This window comes from Myroides phaeus, from assembly GCF_009799805.1.
Lineage (GTDB): Bacteria > Bacteroidota > Bacteroidia > Flavobacteriales > Flavobacteriaceae > Flavobacterium > Flavobacterium phaeum_A.
The window spans coordinates 1,338,343-1,356,885 of record NZ_CP047050.1; the positions used below are offsets into that span (position 1 = coordinate 1,338,343).

Below are 18,543 nucleotides of genomic sequence, written 5' to 3' on the forward strand. Positions count from 1 at the left end.
TACTCCGTTTTATTGGTTTATGCAAGAGTTTTTTAGCATTTATTTGATTTCTTGACATAGTTCAATCAATACTCCGTTTGTGGTTTTAGGGTGTAAGAATGCAACTAATTTATTATCAGCACCTTTTTTAGGTTTTTCGTTTAAAACGATAAAGCCTTCATCGGAAAGTCTTTTCATTTCTGCCTCAATATCTTCAACATCAAAAGCGATGTGATGAATTCCTTCTCCTTTTTTCTCAAGAAATTTAGCAATTGGACTATCTGGATTTGTAGCTTCTAATAACTCTATCTTGTTTGGGCCATTCATAAAAAAAGAAGTTTTTACACCTTCACTCTCTACACTCTCTTCTTTGTAAGCTGGAGCGCCAAATAGTTTTTCAAACAATGCGTTAGAAGCTTGTAAGTCTTTTACTGCAATACCAATATGTTCAATTTTTTTCATTTCAGTTTTTTTGGGTTGATAAACAAAGATAAAAAACTTTGATATGCAAAAAATTGTATTTTTGCACTATGGAAACAAATAGACAAAAGAAGATGGGGACCTTGTTGCAAAAGGATATCGTTGATATCTTGCAAGGAGAGGTACGTAAGAACGGATTATCAAACTTGATAATTTCGGTTTCTAAAGTTAGTATTACAACTGACTTATCAATTTCAAGAGTATACTTAAGCATCTTTCCATCAGAGAAAGGTCCTGAATTATTGAAAGCAATTCAATCAAATGCTCCGTTAATTAAACACGAATTAGCACAAAGAGTAAAACACCAATTAAGAAAAGTTCCAGATTTAGTTTTCTATATCGATGATAGTTTAGAGTATATTGACCAAATCGATAAGGCTTTAAAAGGTGAAGAAAATCCAATCGCTGACCGTGATTTATTAGTAAAAAGAAAGAAAAAGTAATTTGAAGTTCTCTCTTTACATAGCTAAACGATATGCTTTTAGTAAAAGCAAGAGCAAAGCGATAAACGTTATTACTGCAATAGCTTCCATTGGAATTGTTGTCAGTGCTATGGCTATGTTTATTGTTTTGTCTGTGTTTAGTGGGTTAAGGAGTTTTAGTCTTTCGTTTGTTAATGATCTTGATCCAGACTTAAAAGTGTATAGCGAAAAAGGCAAAAGCTTTATAGTGGAAGACAAACAGATTTTAGACTTAGAAGATTCAGGTTATTTTAAAGGAGTTGCTAAAGTAGTAGAAGATCGCCTTTTATTTTCTTTTAAAGAAAAACAAACAGTTTCTACAATAAAAGGCGTAGATTCTGACTATTCAAATGTTAGCGATTTCGAGAGTAAAGTAGAATATGGTAATTGGCTTGAGGCAGATTCAGATGAGACTGTTGTAGGTATCGGTATTAGTGCTGTGCTATCAATGGGGCTTTTTGATACTGAAAATGCTTTTGAAGCTTTAGCAATGAAACCAGGTAAAGGGGTGATTAATAATCCAGAAGATGCGTTTATTAAAAAGACTTTAAACCCTACTGGTGTCTATATTTTACAAAATGATGACTTAGATGATAAGTATGTATTCGTTGACATTGATGTTGCGAGAGACTTATTGTTTATTCCTGCCAATGAGATTACTAATCTTGAACTTGCTATAGCAGATAATGTCTCTGAAAGCAAAGCGATAAGTAAGGTAAAAGAAGTATTGGGGGAAAATTTTATTATCAAGAATAGAGCACAACAAAATGATGGTTTGTATCGTATGCTGAATACAGAGAACCTTGTTGTTTATCTTATTTTTGTGTTAGTAGTTATAATGGCTCTTTTTACTTTAGTGGGAGCAATGATTATGATTATTTTAGAGAAACAATCCAATATTAAAACCTTGAACGAACTTGGTACACCACTAACTGATTTAAGAAAAATATTCTTATTTCAGGGAATGATTATTTGTGGTTTAGGAAGTTTAATAGGTGTTTTTTTAGGAGTTGTTTTTGTTTTACTTCAAGCGCATTTTCAGTTTATCTCAATTAGAGAGGGAATGGCTTATCCTGTTGAGTTCAACTTAATGAACTTAGTTTTAGTGTTTGTATCAATTATTTTCTTAGGATTGATAGCATCGCTAATAGCGTCGTCTCGTGTGAATCATAACTATTTACAAGCAAACAAATAATCGTTAATTTTTATCGGTTTAGATTTTCTTTGTTATTCTTTTTGCGGTGTAATTTATTCATTACTTCTGTTTTTTATTGATTTTGTAGTGTCATATTGAAATATTGTAAATATTTTAGTAATTCACAATTATAGAAATTGCGCTTAGTCGTAATGACGACTCTTATTGAATGTCGTTTTCTTACATTTGTGATTATTGAGAATGATATTTAGTTTACAAAAAACAATAAAACAGACAATTATGAGAAATTCTTTTAATGAATATAAAAGCTACGTAAGTGACTTTGCGGCTGATAGTGTATCACTAACAGAACAAGCAAAATCATTTATAGAAGCAAATGATTATAATGATCCTAATCAATGGTATAAAGCTTATGCAATATGTCTGTTAGCGGTTAAAGAAGCAAAAAGTAATGAAGTAATTGAAGAATTATATATTCAATTGAACGAAGATTCTAATTGTGTTCATAGCAGTATGTCTTTAAATGCAGAGGATTATGCTACTTGGTTTACAGATGTTAGAGAATTAAATAACTTATTTATAAATCAAGGTTTTATAAGAGCTTATGGTTTTCAATATGAGTTGTTTTTAAATGCTCGTTTTAGCTATAAAGATGATGAGATTGCAAAGGGATATTTACAAAAAGGATATGAATTAGGAGATGATCTATGTACTTGTCACGTAGGGTATAGTAAATATTATGGCAACTTAGGATATGAAAAGAATCAAGATGAAGGGTTGCAGTTGTTACAGAATATTGTAGCAAAGACAAAGATTGCTGCAGGGGAGTTGTTTTTATTGAATATTGAGTTTCGCAATTGTAATTCTCCAGAGGAAGGATGGCAGGTTATTGAAAAATATTCAGACTTATTACACAATCAAAAGAAAGGATTGTATGTTTTAGCTGATTATTATTTAAGAGAAGAGCAAGATGCTAAAGCTGCAGAAGTATTAGAGGAAGGAATTGCTAATAAAAGTGCTTATTCAGCTTATTTATTAGGAATGATGTGCTGTAATGGACGATTTGAAAGTTTGGGATATACTGTTGAAAGAGGGCGTGATTTACTTGATTATGCTTTCGATTACGGAATTGTATATAGTGGTTTTGTACTTGCGTATAGCTATTTGTATCCTCTAAATGGAGGAGAAAGAGACTTTAAAACTGCAATTGCTTTATTAGAGAAAACAGTTGCTTATGACTCAAATGAAGCTTTGTTAGAATTGGCAACTATTCGTCTGTACAATGAGGAATATAAAGATGTTGAAAAAGCAATAGGATATTTAGATAGAGCAATTGAGAACGGCTTTGATAGAGCAATGTCTGAAAAGGCTTTTGTTTTGTTAGATTCAGGAGAGGTAGAAAGCAATGTAGTAGAAGCAAAAGCTTTGTTAGAAGAGGCTACTAAATTAGGAAGTGATTATGCGCCTTACCGCTTAGGTATTGCTTATCAAAATACAGAGTTTGAAGATGAACCAAACTATGAGAAGGCACTTGAGTATTTTGAACTGTCTGCTGAAAGAAATAATGGAATGGGATTGGAATATGCAGGTAGGTATAATCGTTATGGATATGCAGGAGAACCTAATACAGAAAAGGCAATTGCTTATTATCAACAAGGAATAGAACAGCACGGATCTAACTACTGTAAAGTTGAGTTGGCTATGATGTTGGAGAGAGGTGAAGGTTTAGATGCTAATGCTGAGGAGGCACAAGCTTTATATATTGATGCTTTAAACAATGAGTATTTCTTTGCTGCCTTGCGTTTAGGGTTTATGAGTGAAGATGGTGTTGTAGGAGAACCAAACTTAGAGGAAGCTCGTAAGTATTTCCAGATTGCTGCAGATAATGATATTGCAGAGGGAGTTTATCATTTAGCACGTTTCTACCGTTATGGAATAGGAGGTGATAAAAATGAAGAAATGGCTTTTGAATTATTTGAGAAAGCATTAGAACTTGGTTTTGTAGATGCTAATGTTGACATCGCTTTGTTCTATGAAGAAGGTGTAAATGGTGGTGAACCAAATTACGCTAAAGCATTTGAATATATGCTGGAAGGAGCAGAAGCAGGTTTTAGTTATGCACAATATAAAGTTGGTGTTTACTATTCTTATGGTTATTTAGAAGAAAGAAATAGTGAAGAAGGAAAGAAATGGTTTGAAAAAGCTGTAGAAAATGGTTCGCCTTTAGGAATGTTAGCTTTAGGGGACTATTATTTATATGGTTATGGACCTGATCAAGAATATGAGAAGTCTTTTGAATATTACAAAATGGCTGAGGAGAGAGATTATATTTCAGAGGGAATAGGTATTTGTTATCAGTTTGGTTTTGGAGTTGAAAAAGATGATAAAAAAGCTTTCCAAGCATATAAAGCAGCGGCTGAGCGTCATTATGATGCAGCAATGTTTAGATTGGGATTATGTTACTACTATGGTAATGGTGTAGATAAGGATTTAGTAGAGGCATTTTACTACTTAAAAACAGTTGCTGACAATAGCTATATGGATGCAGTAAGTTATGTTGGAACAATGCTTATCAAAGGAGAAGGAACAGATAAAGATCCTGAATATGGGGTAAGTTATTTAATTCAGGCAGCTGAGGCTGGTATTGACAGTGCGCAGTATGAATTAGCAAATTGTTATTTAAAAGGAGAGGGTGTTCCTCAAAGTGATGAGCAAGCAATGCAATGGTATCAGCAAGCAGCTGAAAATGGAAATGAAGATGCTCAAAAAATTGTAGGAGGACCTCGTAAAAGAAGAAGATAATGGAAGATAAGAAACAATATCAGTTTCAAGTAAATATGAAAGGAATGATAGAATTGTTGTCAGAGCATATTTATAGCTCGCCAACAGTTTTTATCAGGGAATTATTGCAAAATGGAATGGATGCTGTTACTGTACGCAAAGGTATAGATGAACAGTTTAAAGGGGCTATTAATGTTACTTTTGAAGGTGATCGATTAATATTCCAAGACAATGGTGTTGGACTAACACAAGAGGATGTTCACCAATTTTTATCTGTGATTGGACAGAGTTCTAAAAGAGGTGAATTAGCAGATAAAGACTTAATAGGAAAGTTTGGTATTGGTCTGTTATCTTGTTTAGTAGTGAGTGAGGCTATTGTTGTTGAATCTCGTTCTCTTTATAGAGAGGAGTCTGTTCGTTGGACTGGTAGAGCTGATGGTACTTATAATGTTGAAATGATTGACTTACTTCCAGAGGTTGGAACAAAGGTAATCTTGGATGCAAAGAAGGCTTGGAAGTCCTTGTTTAAAAAAGATGAGGTTAAACAAAACATATTGTTTTACGGAAGTGCTTTACCAATTGAAGTAAATTTAATTGAGAACGGTGAAGTAGATCAAATATTAAATGGTAATCCTGTTTGGTTAGATCCAGAAAGTACAAAAGAAGAACTTTTAGCTTACGGAAAGGAAGTATTTAAAACAAAGTTTTTAGATGTTTTCCGATTACAGTCTGATGCAGGAGAACTACAAGGAGTTGCTTTTATTATTCCTAATAAGGTAAATACAACCGCTACAAAAGAGCATAAAATATTCTTGAAAAGAATGTATTTGTGTGATCAAGCAAGTAATTTATTGCCAGAGTGGACTTCTTTTGTACGTTGTGTAATTAATGCAAATGCATTACAACCAACAGCGTCAAGAGAGTCGTTAATGAATAATACGGTTCTTCAAGAAACGAAGAAAGAGTTGAGTATTTGTTTTAAAGACTATTTGAAGTCATTATCTCTAACGGACATTGACACGTTAGAAAAGATTATCAATATTCACCATATGTTTATTAAAGCATTGGCGGCATCTGATTCTGAGATAATGAACTTATTTGAGGATTATTTACCTTTTGAAACCAATCAAGGGATGCTTGCTTTTGGGGATATCAAAGAGTCTGTAGATAAAATATACTTTACACCTTCTTTAGATGATTTTAGACAGATAAGACGTATTGCAGGTTCTCAAAAGAAATTAGTGATTAATGCGGCTTATAGTTATGAAACAGATTTAATTGAAAAAATTAAGCGTAGTCATCCTGAGTTAAGCATAGAGAAAATTAATCCAAATGATATTCTGGAGGAGTTTGAAGATGCAGTTGAATCTGAAGAGTTGATTGAAAAGTTTGTATTAGAGGCTAATAAAATCTTGAAGAAGCATTTTTGTAGAGCTGAAGTTAAGCGCTTTGAACCAAAAGATACAACGGCTATCTATATTGCCAATGAGGATGCAATAGCGTCTAAGAATATTCAGAGTCTTTCTCAAACGTCAAATCCTTTTGCGTCGACTTTACATCATTTTAAGAAAAAAGAGGAAGTAATGCCGACGTTGTGTTTTAATCAACAAAGTGATTTGGTAACGAAAATTATGCATATTGACGATCCAGAGTTGTTTGAAGCATTAATCAATGTCTTGTACGTTCAAGCATTAATGTTGGGTGGATATACAATCAATAAAAAAGAGATGGATACGTTTAATGATGCGTTGTATCAGTTTATGATCTTAGGTATGTCTAATTTTTTACCTAAGTTTTAATGTATCGATTACAAATACAAAAGTTAGCTTTAGAAATAGAAGAGCATTACAGCGATTATGATCGTTGTATTGCTTTGTTACAGCAAGCAATTCAAATTGCGGATAAACACAATGATCTGGATTGGGGAGTTGATTTACGCAGTTATTTAATAAGAAAAGAAAGTGCTACGTCTATGTGTATTCATAGTCCGGCTGCTTTTGCTTGGATCTTAAATGTGTGTGATGAATATCCTGAGGAGTTTTCAGATGCTGAGTTTTTAGGTTTATATGAGTGGATGCTTGGAGCAGTTAATTGTAATACAGATATTCCTTTAGAACACACCCAAACTGTAGCGCTTGATTTAGAAAGGCGTTTAGAGAAAAACGGAATGAGTAAACGAGGGCTATACTTTTGTTTAGCTGAATTTGCTCAGAATAGAGGAGATGTCGCAAAAGGATGTGAGTATATAGATTTAGCAAAACTTGAACCTAAAGAAGATGATGAAGATGAGGTGGTAGAGTATGATTATTCTGTAGAAAGGGCATCTATTATAGGAGACTTTGAAGAGGCTATATATTTAGCCAATCAAATGGAACTAAAGAAGCTTTCTGCATTTTCATTGCCTTTTGAAAGCTATTGTGCAATGACCTATTTTATGGCAAGAAGAGGAGATAGTCGTGCTTCTATTTATTTAGAAAAAGCTAAGGAAGCATTTTATAAGGTAGAGGGAGTAAATAGTTCGATGTTGTTTAGTATGACAAGGTTTATTTACACACTACACTTGTTAGAAGACGAACTTCTTTATAGTATGTTTGAATTAGTAGTAGATTGGCAAGTGGGGGCAGAGGACTTTTTACAAATGGCTTTTAGTCAACATATAGCTGCGGTATTTGTAAAAGGTGGTACAAGAGAATTAAAAATATCTCCTAAACAGCCTTATTATAAACAAGAAGGAATTTATGATTTAGCAGTGTTAGCGGCTTATTACTATTCTATAGCAGAGTCATTTTCTACTAAATTCGATCAAAGAAATGGCAATAATCATTGCTGTACTGAGCTGAAGCAATTACAAGAAGAAAACCAACCAAAAAAATAAAAGGATGAGTTATAATTTAGAGATTCAAAAGATTTTATTAAAGCTGGATGATTTGCAGAATTTTTCAGATAGAGTAAAGGCTTTAAAGGAGGCAATTGCAATTGCAGATAAACATAATGATATAGATTGGGGGTTTGATTTGCGTTTGGACTTAATTAGACAAGAGCGCAATACTTCTAAATGTGAGGAGAGTTTTCCTGCGTTTGCTTGGATTTTAAACGCAAGTGATGAAAATGACGACTACTTTGATGAGGCTGATTTTTTATGGGAATATAAATGGATGTTTTGTTCTGCTTACCGCAGTTCAGCTATTCCAATGGAGCAGGTTTTGGAGATAGGAGAAGATTTGAAACGCCGTTTAGTTAAGAATGGTTTTAGTCTTCGCGCTTATTATAATGTTATGACAGGTTTGTCATTACATCTTAGAGATTATAAAAAGGCACAAGAGTACATTGATTTAGCTGATGCTGAAATCATAGATGATATGACTAATTGTCCGGCTTGTGAATTAGATACAAAGGTAGAAACGTTATTGTATCAAGGATTTGTTGAAGAGTCTCTAATCAAAGCTCAAGATTTGATTAATAAAAAACTGACGTGTTATTCAATGCCTTTTCAAACATTTTGCTGTTTTGCTTATTGGTTAGAACAAGCAGGAGATGATAGAGCCAGTATCTATTTTGACAAAGCAATGGAGGAATATCACGCACACGATCAATATGATAGTTCTGTTGGGTATTCAATGGGACTATTAGTTGCTTATATGCACAAAAAGAATCATCCAGATACTTGGTCATTTTTTGAAAAGATTGCAGATTGGCAATTAGGAGCAGAGGATTTACATATTTTTAATTTCGCTAAGTATATGGCACCACTTATGAAAAATGGTGGTAAACAAAGACTGGAGTTGTCTTCACTACTTCCATATTATCAAGAAAGCGGTGAATATGATTTATCTGAACTATATGTTTATTTTAAAGATATAGCTTATGACTATGCTAATCGTTTTGATCAGCGTAATGGTAATGACAATTTTAAAACAGAAGTTGACGAAATGTTAACTTAGCGTTTTTACAATATTGCAAAGGCAAGTGGTTTTTTCTGCTTGCCTTTTTTAATAGGATTAATATAATAACTTTAGACATTAAGAGGTTAAAAGTGATAAGAATAAATATATGAGTTATACACTGGATATACAGAAAATAGTTTTAAAGATTAATGAAACAAAGGTTATAGCTGATCAATTGGTGTTAATTAAAGAGGCTATTGCCATTGCGGATAAACACAATGATATTGATTGGGGATTTGATTTAAGATTGTTGTTGATAAATACAGAGAACCATACGCCACGTACGTCTTTAAGTTATCCTGCTTTTACTTGGATTTTAAATACAAGTGATAGCAATGAAGGATATTTTGAAGAGAAAGACTTTTTATATGAATATAAGTGGATGTACGCTATTTCATCGGGGTCTACAGCTATTACCAAAGAACAATTAAAGGAGATAGGAGATGATTTTCATAAACGTTTGTTGAAAAATGGATATAGCAGTCGTGGATATTACCACATTTTAGCTATTTGGTACCAGCATTTACGAGAGTATGACAAAGCAATGGAAATAGTTAATTTAATGGGGGAGGAGTTGGTTGACGAATTAAGTGATAATCCTCCTTTTGAACACGCTATAAAGACGTATAATCTTTTAGCTCAAGGGAAGTTTGAAGAGGCAAAAATAGCAGCACGAGATCTGTTTGCAAATCGCTTTGAGTTTATAGAGACCGCTTTTGAAACATATATGGTATTTGCTTATGAACATTTTATTCGTGGCAATGTGAATGAGGCACGTGAATATTTTGAGCTTGCTCAGTGTAATATGTCAGTATATGATGAGAATGATCCGATAACACATTTTAGATCACGTATTTTCTATATGTACTTATCGTGGCAGTTTGGAGGAGAAGAGTGTTGGGATGTCTTTGAGAAGTTTTGTATCTGGGAAAATGGAGCAGATAGTCATTATTCATTAATATTTACCAAACACGCTATGTGTCTTTTAAAAGAGGGAGGAACCAGGAAGTTTAACTTTCCAGTGTCGTTACCTTATTACCAAGAAAGTGGAGAGTATGATTTGAAAGTGCTGTGTAATTATTTCAAAGACTGTGCTTTTGATTTGGTAGCTCGCTTTGATAATAGAAATGGGAATAATAATTTCACAAAAGAAGCAAATCGACTTTTTGCTATACCACGCCTATAAGTATAGGAAAAGATGCATATTATAAAAGGGCTATTTCAACTTGAAATAGCCCTTTGTTATTTAAAATAAACTTATTTGTCCTTCTTGGTCAAAAGAAGAGTTTTTCTTTTCTTTTTTTCTTTCTTTCTTAGGTTTGTTTACAATTGGTTCTGTAACAATTGTCTCTACGTCAAAGATTTCAATTTGCATAACATCTTTCGTATTAGGAGTGTTTTGGGTTCCTACTTCTGAAGTTATTTCCTCTTGTGGCTTGTCATCCACTAAAGGTAGTTCTGTTGCAGGTATTTCGAACAATGTAGCTTCACTTTCTATGGCTAAGTTGTCTTCTGCTACTAAAGGTTGCTCTATTGTCGTAATATCCTCTTGTGGCTTGTCGTCCACTAAAGGTAGTTCCGTTACAGGTATTTCAAACAAGGTAGCTTCATTTTCTATAGCTAAGTTGTCTTCTATTACTAAAGGTTGCTCTATTGCCGTAATATCCTCTTGTGGCTTGTTGTCTACTAAAGGTAGTTCTGTTGCAGGTATTTCGAACAAGGTAGCTTCACTTTCTATGGCTAAGTTGTCTTCTATTACTAAAGGTTGCTCTATTGCCGTAATATCCTCTTGTGGCTTGTTGTCTACTAAAGGTAGTTCTGTTGCAGGTATTTCGAACAATGTCGTTTTATTCTGAAAAGACGGTTTAGTCTCTTTTTGTGCTAAATCATTTTCCTCTGCATTGATACCTTTTTTTGCAATATTAAAAAACTCGCTAAACTTAGAATCATTTAATGATTGTTTCTCTATTGCCGCTGGACTTGGAGGACAATCAGAAGGAATAGAATCTTCTGCTTTTATAATTTCCCAATCCATTTTAGGGATTGTATTTTCATTTGTGAATTCAATAGAAAACAAATCTTTGTCTATCTCTTCTTGAATAGGTAAATTATCAAGTTCAAGTGTTTCCTCCCAGATAATAGCTTCTTGCTCTTCTTCTGTATCAACATCTGTTTGTGAACGACTATTGCTGTTTATAGGAGAGATATTTTCTTGAGGAGCTTCTGTGAATAAATTCAAATGAGTTTCATCCGTTACTCCTTCATTAAAGTTTAGTGATTCAAAAGCAGCTGGCTCTAATGTTATTTCAACTTGTTGGTCAGTAGTTTCATTTACGAAAAGTTCAGTTTCAACAAGATTAGTAGCAATAGCGGGAGTAGTAACCTCATCATTATGCTCAACATCAACTACAGCAAAATCTTCTTCTTTAGCAAAAATATCAACTTTGTTATGCAACTCATTGATAAGTCTTTTTATCCTTTTGATATGCGGGCTGTCGTTAAATAATTGTTTATTAAAAACAGCATCTAATAACTTATACAAAGAATAAGCTTCGTGGTATTTTAGAACTAAAGAATGTTTTTTGTTATGGTCAAGAATAGAAACCTGTTTGTGAATATTTTTTGCTTTCTCTTCCAACTTAGTAATTAGATCTTCTTTGGTGCTTATAAGCAAAGCATCTGTTACATTTTTTACAGCATAATCATCGGTTTGTTGTACCATTTTGATAACTGTAAGAAGAACATCATTATTTAATTTAAGTTGAATTTTTGCGATCATTTTGTGTTTGGAAAAAGCCGTTTTATAAGTTTCTAAGAAAGTACACAAAATAATGAAAAAATATTGTAAGTAATAAGTAATACGCTGAAAATATTATTAAAACAAAGGGACTTCTATATAAGAATTAGTATAAAAGAATAAAATGTCATTTTGTTTAGGATATTGATTAGAAGATAAATGTTTTTTTAATTAATTACTTCTTTGTTTTAATGAGAGAGAATTTACTATAAAAAGAAGAAAATAACTTTTGTAAAATAGACAAAATGAGATTATTTGGCAGGAAAGAGAGGGATTGTTAAATTTAATGAGTAACTTTAATTCTTGGTAAGGATATAGGTCCTTATGGTATGTTAATTGTGTTATTACAGAAAAAATAAAATTATGAAAATTGCTTTCTTTTCAGCGCAGCCTTATGATATTACTTTCTTCAATAAAGAGAACAAAAGTTTCGGTTTTGAGTTAGAATATTTTGATACAGGATTAGAAGAACAAACAGTAAATCTTATTACTGAAGGTACGGATACTGTATGTGTATTCGTTAATGATAAAGTAGATGCTGAGGTTATTAAAAAATTAGCAAAGAAGAATGTGAAGTACATTGCTTTGCGTTGTGCTGGTTTTAATAATGTTGACCTTGAAGAGGCACATAAGCACAATATCAAAGTTTGTAGAGTACCTGCATATTCTCCTGAAGCAGTAGCTGAGCATACATTAGCTTTATTGTTTACATTGAATAGAAAAATTCACAAAGCATACAACCGTGTACGTGAACAAAACTATTCTTTGAATGGACTATTAGGAACAAATATTTACAAAAAAACAGTAGGTATTGTTGGTACAGGTAATATTGGAGCTGTATTCTGTAGAATGATGAAAGCTTTAGGAACAGAAGTGTTGGCTTATGATATTTATGAGAATGAAGAATTGAAAAAAGAAGGTATCAAATATGTTAGCTTAGACGAGATTTACGCTAAATCTGATATTATTTCTTTACACTGTCCTTTGACTCCTGATACAATGCATTTGATTAACGAAAACACTATAGCTAAGATGAAAGATGGTGTGTTCTTGATAAACACAAGTAGAGGAAAACTTATTGAATCACACGCGGCTATCCAAGCTTTGCGTGCAAAGAAAATAGGTGCTTTAGCTATTGACGTATATGAACAAGAGGAGAAGGTTTTTTTCCGCGACTTGTCTGAAACTATCTTAGAAGATGAGAGATTGCAGTTGTTAACATCATTCCCGAATGTAATTGTAACAGCTCACCAAGCTTTCTTTACAGATGAGGCATTATCTCAAATATCTTATATTACATTAGACAATTTAAAACAGTTATCTACTAAAGGAGCAATCGAAGGTAGAGTGGCTGAACTATAAAAATATTATTGTAATTCTTGAATTCGGCAAGCAGAGACTTTTGTGTTTCTGCTTGCTTTTTTTATGGCTATTTTCTAATAGTAGATTTCTTGTTTTTACTAACACTATTTGCGTTGAACTGGTGTTTTTTTGAATATGTATGTTTGTGTTGATATTAGAACTTAAACATTGTGTGTTTAACAAAGTTATAGTTGCTTTTGTAATGTAATCAAGGGCAAAGTGAAGATAAGTATTTGTGAAACTCGCATTTTGTAATTTAGTATACTTGATTTTTTTGTATCTTTTCCTTTTAATTCATAACAGTGAAAGAGTTTCCCTCCCATATTGGTTTTAAATATACTTGGCGTAGTTATCAACAAAAGGTGTTAGACCAGTTAAGCCAACATTTAAGCGATGATAAACTTCATATCGTCGCTCCTCCTGGTTCTGGGAAAACAGTACTTGGGCTTGAAGTAATGTTGCGATTAAATAAACCAACCTTAATTTTAGCTCCTACATTGGCTGTTCGTAATCAATGGGTAGAACGCTTTTGTGAGTTGTTTTTACAAGTTGATGAGGTGCCTGATTGGATATCTCGTGATTTATACAATCCACAGTTTTTAACGGTTTCAACTTATCAAGGACTTCACGCTACTTTCAACAACCTAAAAGAGGAGGAAGAGGTATTAGAAGAGGAAGAAATAGAAAGAACCGTTTCTTACGGTAATAGGAATGGGGATACCATTATTCAATTACTAAAAGAGGCAGGTATTTCTACTATCATTGTAGATGAAGCACATCATTTGAAAAAGGAATGGTGGAAGTCTTTAGATTTTTTAGAACAGAAATTATCGCCAACTGTTGTTGGACTTACGGCAACGCCTCCTTATGATGTTACTGGGTTTGAGTGGAATCGTTATATCTCATTAAACGGACCAATTGATGAAGAGATTTTTGTTCCGGAATTAATTGGACAAGGAGATTTGTGTCCTCATCAGGACTATATTTATTTTAGTATGCCTGAATTACACGAAAGAGAGGCTATACTTGAAATACGAAACAATGTTCACGAGATTTATACTAAGTTACGTCAGAATGAAGAGTTAATTGTAGATTTAGAACAAACACCTGTTTATCAAAAACCAATGGAGTATCTCGATTGGATATATGAGAACCTTGCGAACTATATGGCGTGTTTGGTATTAATAAACGATTTTAGGGGAACGGTGCCATCTGTACATTTAGAGATTTTAGGAGATGAAGAAACGACTGTTCCTATCCTGACATATGAATGGATGGAAAAGGCTTTAAACTTTTATTGTTTTAGGGGAAAGATCTTTTTTGAAGACATTGAAGGATATGAAGAAAGGGTTGAGAAGATAATTAATAGACTTCGTCGTTATGGAGCGATGGAGCATCGACAAATACGTTTTGGAAATAGCAAAAAAGAGAACGCACTACTCAATGCGAGTGTCAATAAGCTGAGTAGTATTTTAGACATCGTTAATTTTGAGCACCAATGTTTGCAAGATCAATTGCGCTTAGTAGTCTTAGCGGATTATATACGCAAGGAGTACCACGTTCAGAAAGAAATAAATGACAGTACCTTGAGTAAAGTAGGTGTTGTGTCAATTTTTGAACATTTGAGAAGAAATGCGCCTAATATTACTAAATTGGGAGTACTAACAGGATCATTAGTGATCATTCCTATTTCAGCGAAGGAGCGACTTGTAACGTTAATGCAAGAGAGAAATATAAAGGAAGTCGCCATACTTCCTGTAGCCTATGATAGTTCTTATATTGAAATAAGTATTAGAGAACATTTTAAGAATGATGTAATTCATCTTATTACTCGGCTTTTTGAAGAAGGGGAAATAAAAGTATTAGTAGGTACCAAAGCTCTTTTAGGGGAAGGATGGGATGCTCCTGCAATTAATGCGCTTATCCTTGCCAGTGTTGTAGGCTCATACGTTTCTTCTAATCAAATGAGGGGCCGTGCTATTCGTACTGAACGTAATAATCCTACAAAGACAGCAAATATTTGGCATTTAGTCTGCTTAGATCCGGATGTAGAACACGGAGGAAATGATAGAAATGTCTTGTCACGTCGTTTTCGTGGCTTTGTTGGAATATCAAATCACGAGGAAGAAGAGCAAGTTGTTATTAGCAATGGTACACAGCGATTGTTATTGCCTTATTCTTTACAATCGTATGAAGAGATAGAGGAACAGAATAAAAGAACATTTGAACAAGCAAAGAATAGGGAGGCACTATACAGCCGATGGAATGAGGGAATCGCAAAGGGAACGGATTTAGTACATACGATTAAAGTGCCTTTTATACCTTCTCAGGACAATCGCACCTTAGAGAGTGTGAAAGCTTTTTATACTCATAAAACAATTGCGAATGCACTATTCTCTTTAGGTGTATTAATAGGTACTTTCTTGATTAACCAGTTTTATTTTTTAATGTTAAATGTGGTTATTTGGGGAGATATGAACAAAGAAGGCTTCTTGTTTTGGTTATTCAACACGTTCTTTATGGGAGTGTTTTTAAAGTTTGGTAAGAAGGCTTATAGAAATTATAAGATTGCCAGAAAGTATAGAGATATTAGTTTAGATGTACTCAATATTGCAACTGCTTTATTAGAGACATTGTGTAAGTTTGAATTAATTGCAACACCTAAAGAAGAAATAGAGATTATCAGTAGAATTGATGTGTTTGGCAGTATCTATTGTGTTGTAAAAGGAACCACAGTGTTAGAAGGTAATTTATTCGTTAGCTGTTTAAATGAGATATTAGCTCCAATAGATAATCCACGTTATGTAATCGAAAGACGTTCTTTTTTAGCTCACGCAGATAGTTACTCTGATTTTCACGCAGTGCCAGAATGTTTGGGAATGAATAGAAAGATGGTAGATTACTTTGCTGGAAGATGGGCAAAGTACGTTGGTCCAACGCGCATTGTTTATACGCGAACACCTGAAGGTAGAAGCGAATTACTTAGTTGTCGAGTTGATGCTTTGTCAAATCAGTTAGCTGATAATGGAATACGAGAAGAGAATGTGTGGGTATAAGCAAACTGAGTATGTCGAGTTGATCAAGAAATAGATTATAATTAGCTTATACAAGTACATAAAAATATCTTGTAATAGTGTAGATATAAATTTAAACGCCCATTTAGCAAGTGCTATAATGGGCGTTTTTTTGTAATCAAGACTAACTAATTACTTCTGTTTTTATCTTCGAAGCGAGCTTCTTTTATTTGTTTTTTATTGCTGCTATTTCCAAAAGAATACGAAGCACTAAGGTTTAGTCTTCTTGAATTCCATTTGTTAGCAAATGTTTGTGTATTGTTTTCATAATACATTGTTCCACTTGATTTTCCTGTGTTGAATATATCAGAAAGGGTTACGTTTATATTAAGCTTTTTATCTAATAGAGCAAACTTAGCTCCTGTAGATAATGTTTTGTAACTATTATATCTTGTGTTGTCTTCTTTATTCGGAAGTTGGTGATACCAGTTTAAGAATAGTTTTATTGTTTTAGCGTTATTTACATTAAATGTGTTTTGTGAGTAATAGCTAAAAGTTGGTCCATTCTGAGGTACTTGTGATGCTTCCTGTGCTCTATAGTACGCAATAGCATAGTAATAGTTCGTACCTGTATTAGTTTCCCACCAAGGCAGTATTTTATTACTATAAGACGCATCAATACCATAACTTTCCTGGTTAAGCATATTGTAATATGTAGAAGCCATTATTCCATTTTCAAATGTTGCTAATTGATCAAATGAATCTGTCAATTTGCTATAGTTTAGCGTGAATGACAGCGTGCTATTGAATACATAGTTTAATTCAAAATTGTTTGTAATAGCAGGACTTAATTCAGGGTTACCACTGTTGTATGAATATTTGTTCTCATAATATCTAAACGGATTTAGAATGTTAGAATACGGTCTATTGATACGTTTTGCGTAATTAAAACTAAATGAGTGATTGTCATTAGGGTCAAATGATATATAGGCTGTAGGGAACCATTTACCATAAGACTTCGTAAACTTTTCATCTGTATCTAACAAATGACCTTTTACTTCTGTTTGTTCATAGCGCAGACCTCCTTTTACTTGCCATTTGTCACTTAACTTTTTGCTTAAGCTGAAATAAGCAGCATAATTATCTTCTGCATAGTTAAAGCGATTGCTCTTTTTGTTGTCTAAAACATAGTCATCGTTCTTCCAATTGTAATAATTTACAGTTGCCTTGTTGTCGTAATTTGTGTATTTACCACCTATTTCAACATCAGCCCATTTTAGTTTGTAAGACAAATCAGCAGTAGCACTCCATACATTATAGTCAAGTTTATTTGTGTAATACATTTGATTACTAATAGCACTTATAGCGTTATAGTCCACAATTGTGTTTGTGTTGTCTGGAATATTAGCAAAATAATTTACTCCTAAAGACAACTTACTACCTAAGGTGTCTAACTTCTGGTCAAAGAAGGTATTTAGTGTGTGATAATAGTTTTTCGAATCACCACTGCTCAATGATGTTATTGTTGAATCAATGACAGCTTGAGGGTATGTGCTATAAATAGTCTTGTTATGACGCTTAGAGTCGTTTGTCATACGTGTGATGTCGTATGTTACACCAACTAACGCATTGTCTGTAATTTGGTAATTCGTAGTTAAGTTTCCACCAACAGATTTGTATTTCGAATTCCAATCTGAGTTAGAAGCCATCCCTTTTGTCGCTTCTGTATAGGTGTAATTGTTTTCAGATTGGTAGTGGCTGTCATTACCATTAGCCTTCAACATTATACTCCACTTTTTATTTTGAAAGTTTACACTCCCATTTGCATTATAGCTTGGATTGTTATTATAGGAATACGAACCACTTGCAGTACCATATAATCCCATTGTCTTATTTTTTTTCAACACAATGTTTATCATTCCGCTATTACCAGATGCTTCATATCTGGCAGGGGGAGAAGTAATCACTTCAATACGCTCGATATCATCAGAGCGCAATGTTTTTAAATAGTTAGTTAATGCATCGCCTGATAAGTATAGCGGTCTATCATCTACCATAATTGTAACGCCACTTTTACCAACAATACTCACTTTATCATCTACTACTTTTACAAGTGGGGTGTTGGTCAATGCTTCAATAGCATTCATACCTTGAGATGAAATACTATTAGCTGTATTGAATACAAGACGATCCACTTTGCGTTCGATCAGCTTTTTCTCTGCCTGTAAAACAATTTCGTCTAATTGGTTATTATCTTTAATTTGAATTACCCCCAAATCAATACTCTCTGTCAATGATAATTTTTGATTGTTGAGGTTTTTGCCGAAGTACACAATTTTAAAATCATAATCACCTGTAGGGATATCTTCTATTGTAAAGGTTCCATTCTCATCAGAGAATACTTGTTTAATCAATACGTCCTTCGGCTGTGTTAATAATATTTCAGCAAAGTCAATAGGCGTGTTGTTTTCATTAGTTACTTTTCCTTTAATCGTATGCTGTGCCCAAGTAGTTGTGCAAAACAAAGAAAATAGAAAAGTAGTTGTCAAAAAATGTTTCATAATTAGAT

12 protein-coding genes are annotated in these 18,543 nt (G+C 33.3%); 9 read left to right on the plus strand and 3 right to left on the minus strand.

Going from position 1 to position 18,543, the window contains the following annotated elements; genetic code table 11:
• Window positions 1-39: 39 nt before the first annotated feature.
• Window positions 40-441 carry a methylmalonyl-CoA epimerase gene (gene mce, locus GQS07_RS06105; RefSeq protein ID WP_158210049.1) on the minus strand — a complete coding sequence of 134 codons (402 nt, stop codon included), beginning with the start codon at window positions 439-441 and terminating at the stop codon, window positions 40-42.
• A gap of 68 nt (window positions 442-509) precedes the next feature.
• On the opposite strand from mce, the gene rbfA reads away from it, so the two are divergent.
• The 7 genes from rbfA to GQS07_RS06140 all read left to right on the plus strand — a co-directional run bounded on the left by rbfA (window position 510) and on the right by GQS07_RS06140 (window position 9,987).
• Complete coding sequence (gene rbfA, locus GQS07_RS06110) at window positions 510-902, plus strand: 30S ribosome-binding factor RbfA (protein WP_158210050.1); 393 nt, start codon at window positions 510-512, stop codon at window positions 900-902.
• A 1-nt stretch (window position 903) separates the two neighbouring features.
• Window positions 904-2,115, plus strand: coding sequence for an ABC transporter permease (locus GQS07_RS06115; RefSeq protein ID WP_158210051.1), 1,212 nt, complete (start codon window positions 904-906; stop codon window positions 2,113-2,115).
• Window positions 2,116-2,355: 240 nt separating this feature from the next.
• On the plus strand, window positions 2,356-4,878 hold the full coding sequence (locus GQS07_RS06120) for a tetratricopeptide repeat protein (RefSeq protein ID WP_158210052.1): 2,523 nt from the start codon (window positions 2,356-2,358) through the stop codon (window positions 4,876-4,878).
• Window positions 4,878-6,656, plus strand: coding sequence for an HSP90 family protein (locus GQS07_RS06125; RefSeq protein ID WP_158210053.1), 1,779 nt, complete (start codon window positions 4,878-4,880; stop codon window positions 6,654-6,656). The genes GQS07_RS06120 and GQS07_RS06125 overlap by 1 nt, the downstream gene beginning before the upstream one ends.
• Window positions 6,656-7,732 (plus strand): hypothetical protein, encoded by a 1,077-nt coding sequence (locus GQS07_RS06130; RefSeq protein ID WP_158210054.1) that lies wholly within the window; start codon window positions 6,656-6,658, stop codon window positions 7,730-7,732. Before GQS07_RS06125 ends, GQS07_RS06130 begins: the two co-directional genes overlap by 1 nt.
• Before the next feature lie 4 nt (window positions 7,733-7,736).
• Window positions 7,737-8,798 carry a hypothetical protein gene (locus GQS07_RS06135; RefSeq protein ID WP_158210055.1) on the plus strand — a complete coding sequence of 354 codons (1,062 nt, stop codon included), beginning with the start codon at window positions 7,737-7,739 and terminating at the stop codon, window positions 8,796-8,798.
• Between the two features lie 109 nt (window positions 8,799-8,907).
• Window positions 8,908-9,987, plus strand: a complete 1,080-nt coding sequence (locus GQS07_RS06140) for a hypothetical protein (protein ID WP_158210056.1) — start codon at window positions 8,908-8,910, stop codon at window positions 9,985-9,987.
• A 60-nt stretch (window positions 9,988-10,047) separates the two neighbouring features.
• On the opposite strand, the gene GQS07_RS06145 is transcribed toward GQS07_RS06140, so the two are convergent.
• Window positions 10,048-11,580 (minus strand): hypothetical protein, encoded by a 1,533-nt coding sequence (locus GQS07_RS06145; protein WP_158210057.1) that lies wholly within the window; start codon window positions 11,578-11,580, stop codon window positions 10,048-10,050.
• A gap of 381 nt (window positions 11,581-11,961) precedes the next feature.
• Here GQS07_RS06145 and GQS07_RS06150 point away from each other — a divergent pair, with 381 nt between their 5' ends.
• Window positions 11,962-12,960, plus strand: a complete 999-nt coding sequence (locus GQS07_RS06150; RefSeq protein WP_158210058.1) for a 2-hydroxyacid dehydrogenase — start codon at window positions 11,962-11,964, stop codon at window positions 12,958-12,960.
• A gap of 302 nt (window positions 12,961-13,262) precedes the next feature.
• Window positions 13,263-16,016, plus strand: coding sequence for a DEAD/DEAH box helicase family protein (locus tag GQS07_RS06155; RefSeq protein WP_158210059.1), 2,754 nt, complete (start codon window positions 13,263-13,265; stop codon window positions 16,014-16,016).
• A gap of 146 nt (window positions 16,017-16,162) precedes the next feature.
• On the opposite strand, the gene GQS07_RS06160 is transcribed toward GQS07_RS06155, so the two are convergent.
• Window positions 16,163-18,535 carry a TonB-dependent receptor gene (locus GQS07_RS06160; protein WP_158210060.1) on the minus strand — a complete coding sequence of 791 codons (2,373 nt, stop codon included), beginning with the start codon at window positions 18,533-18,535 and terminating at the stop codon, window positions 16,163-16,165.
• Between the last annotated feature and the right edge of the window lie 8 nt (window positions 18,536-18,543).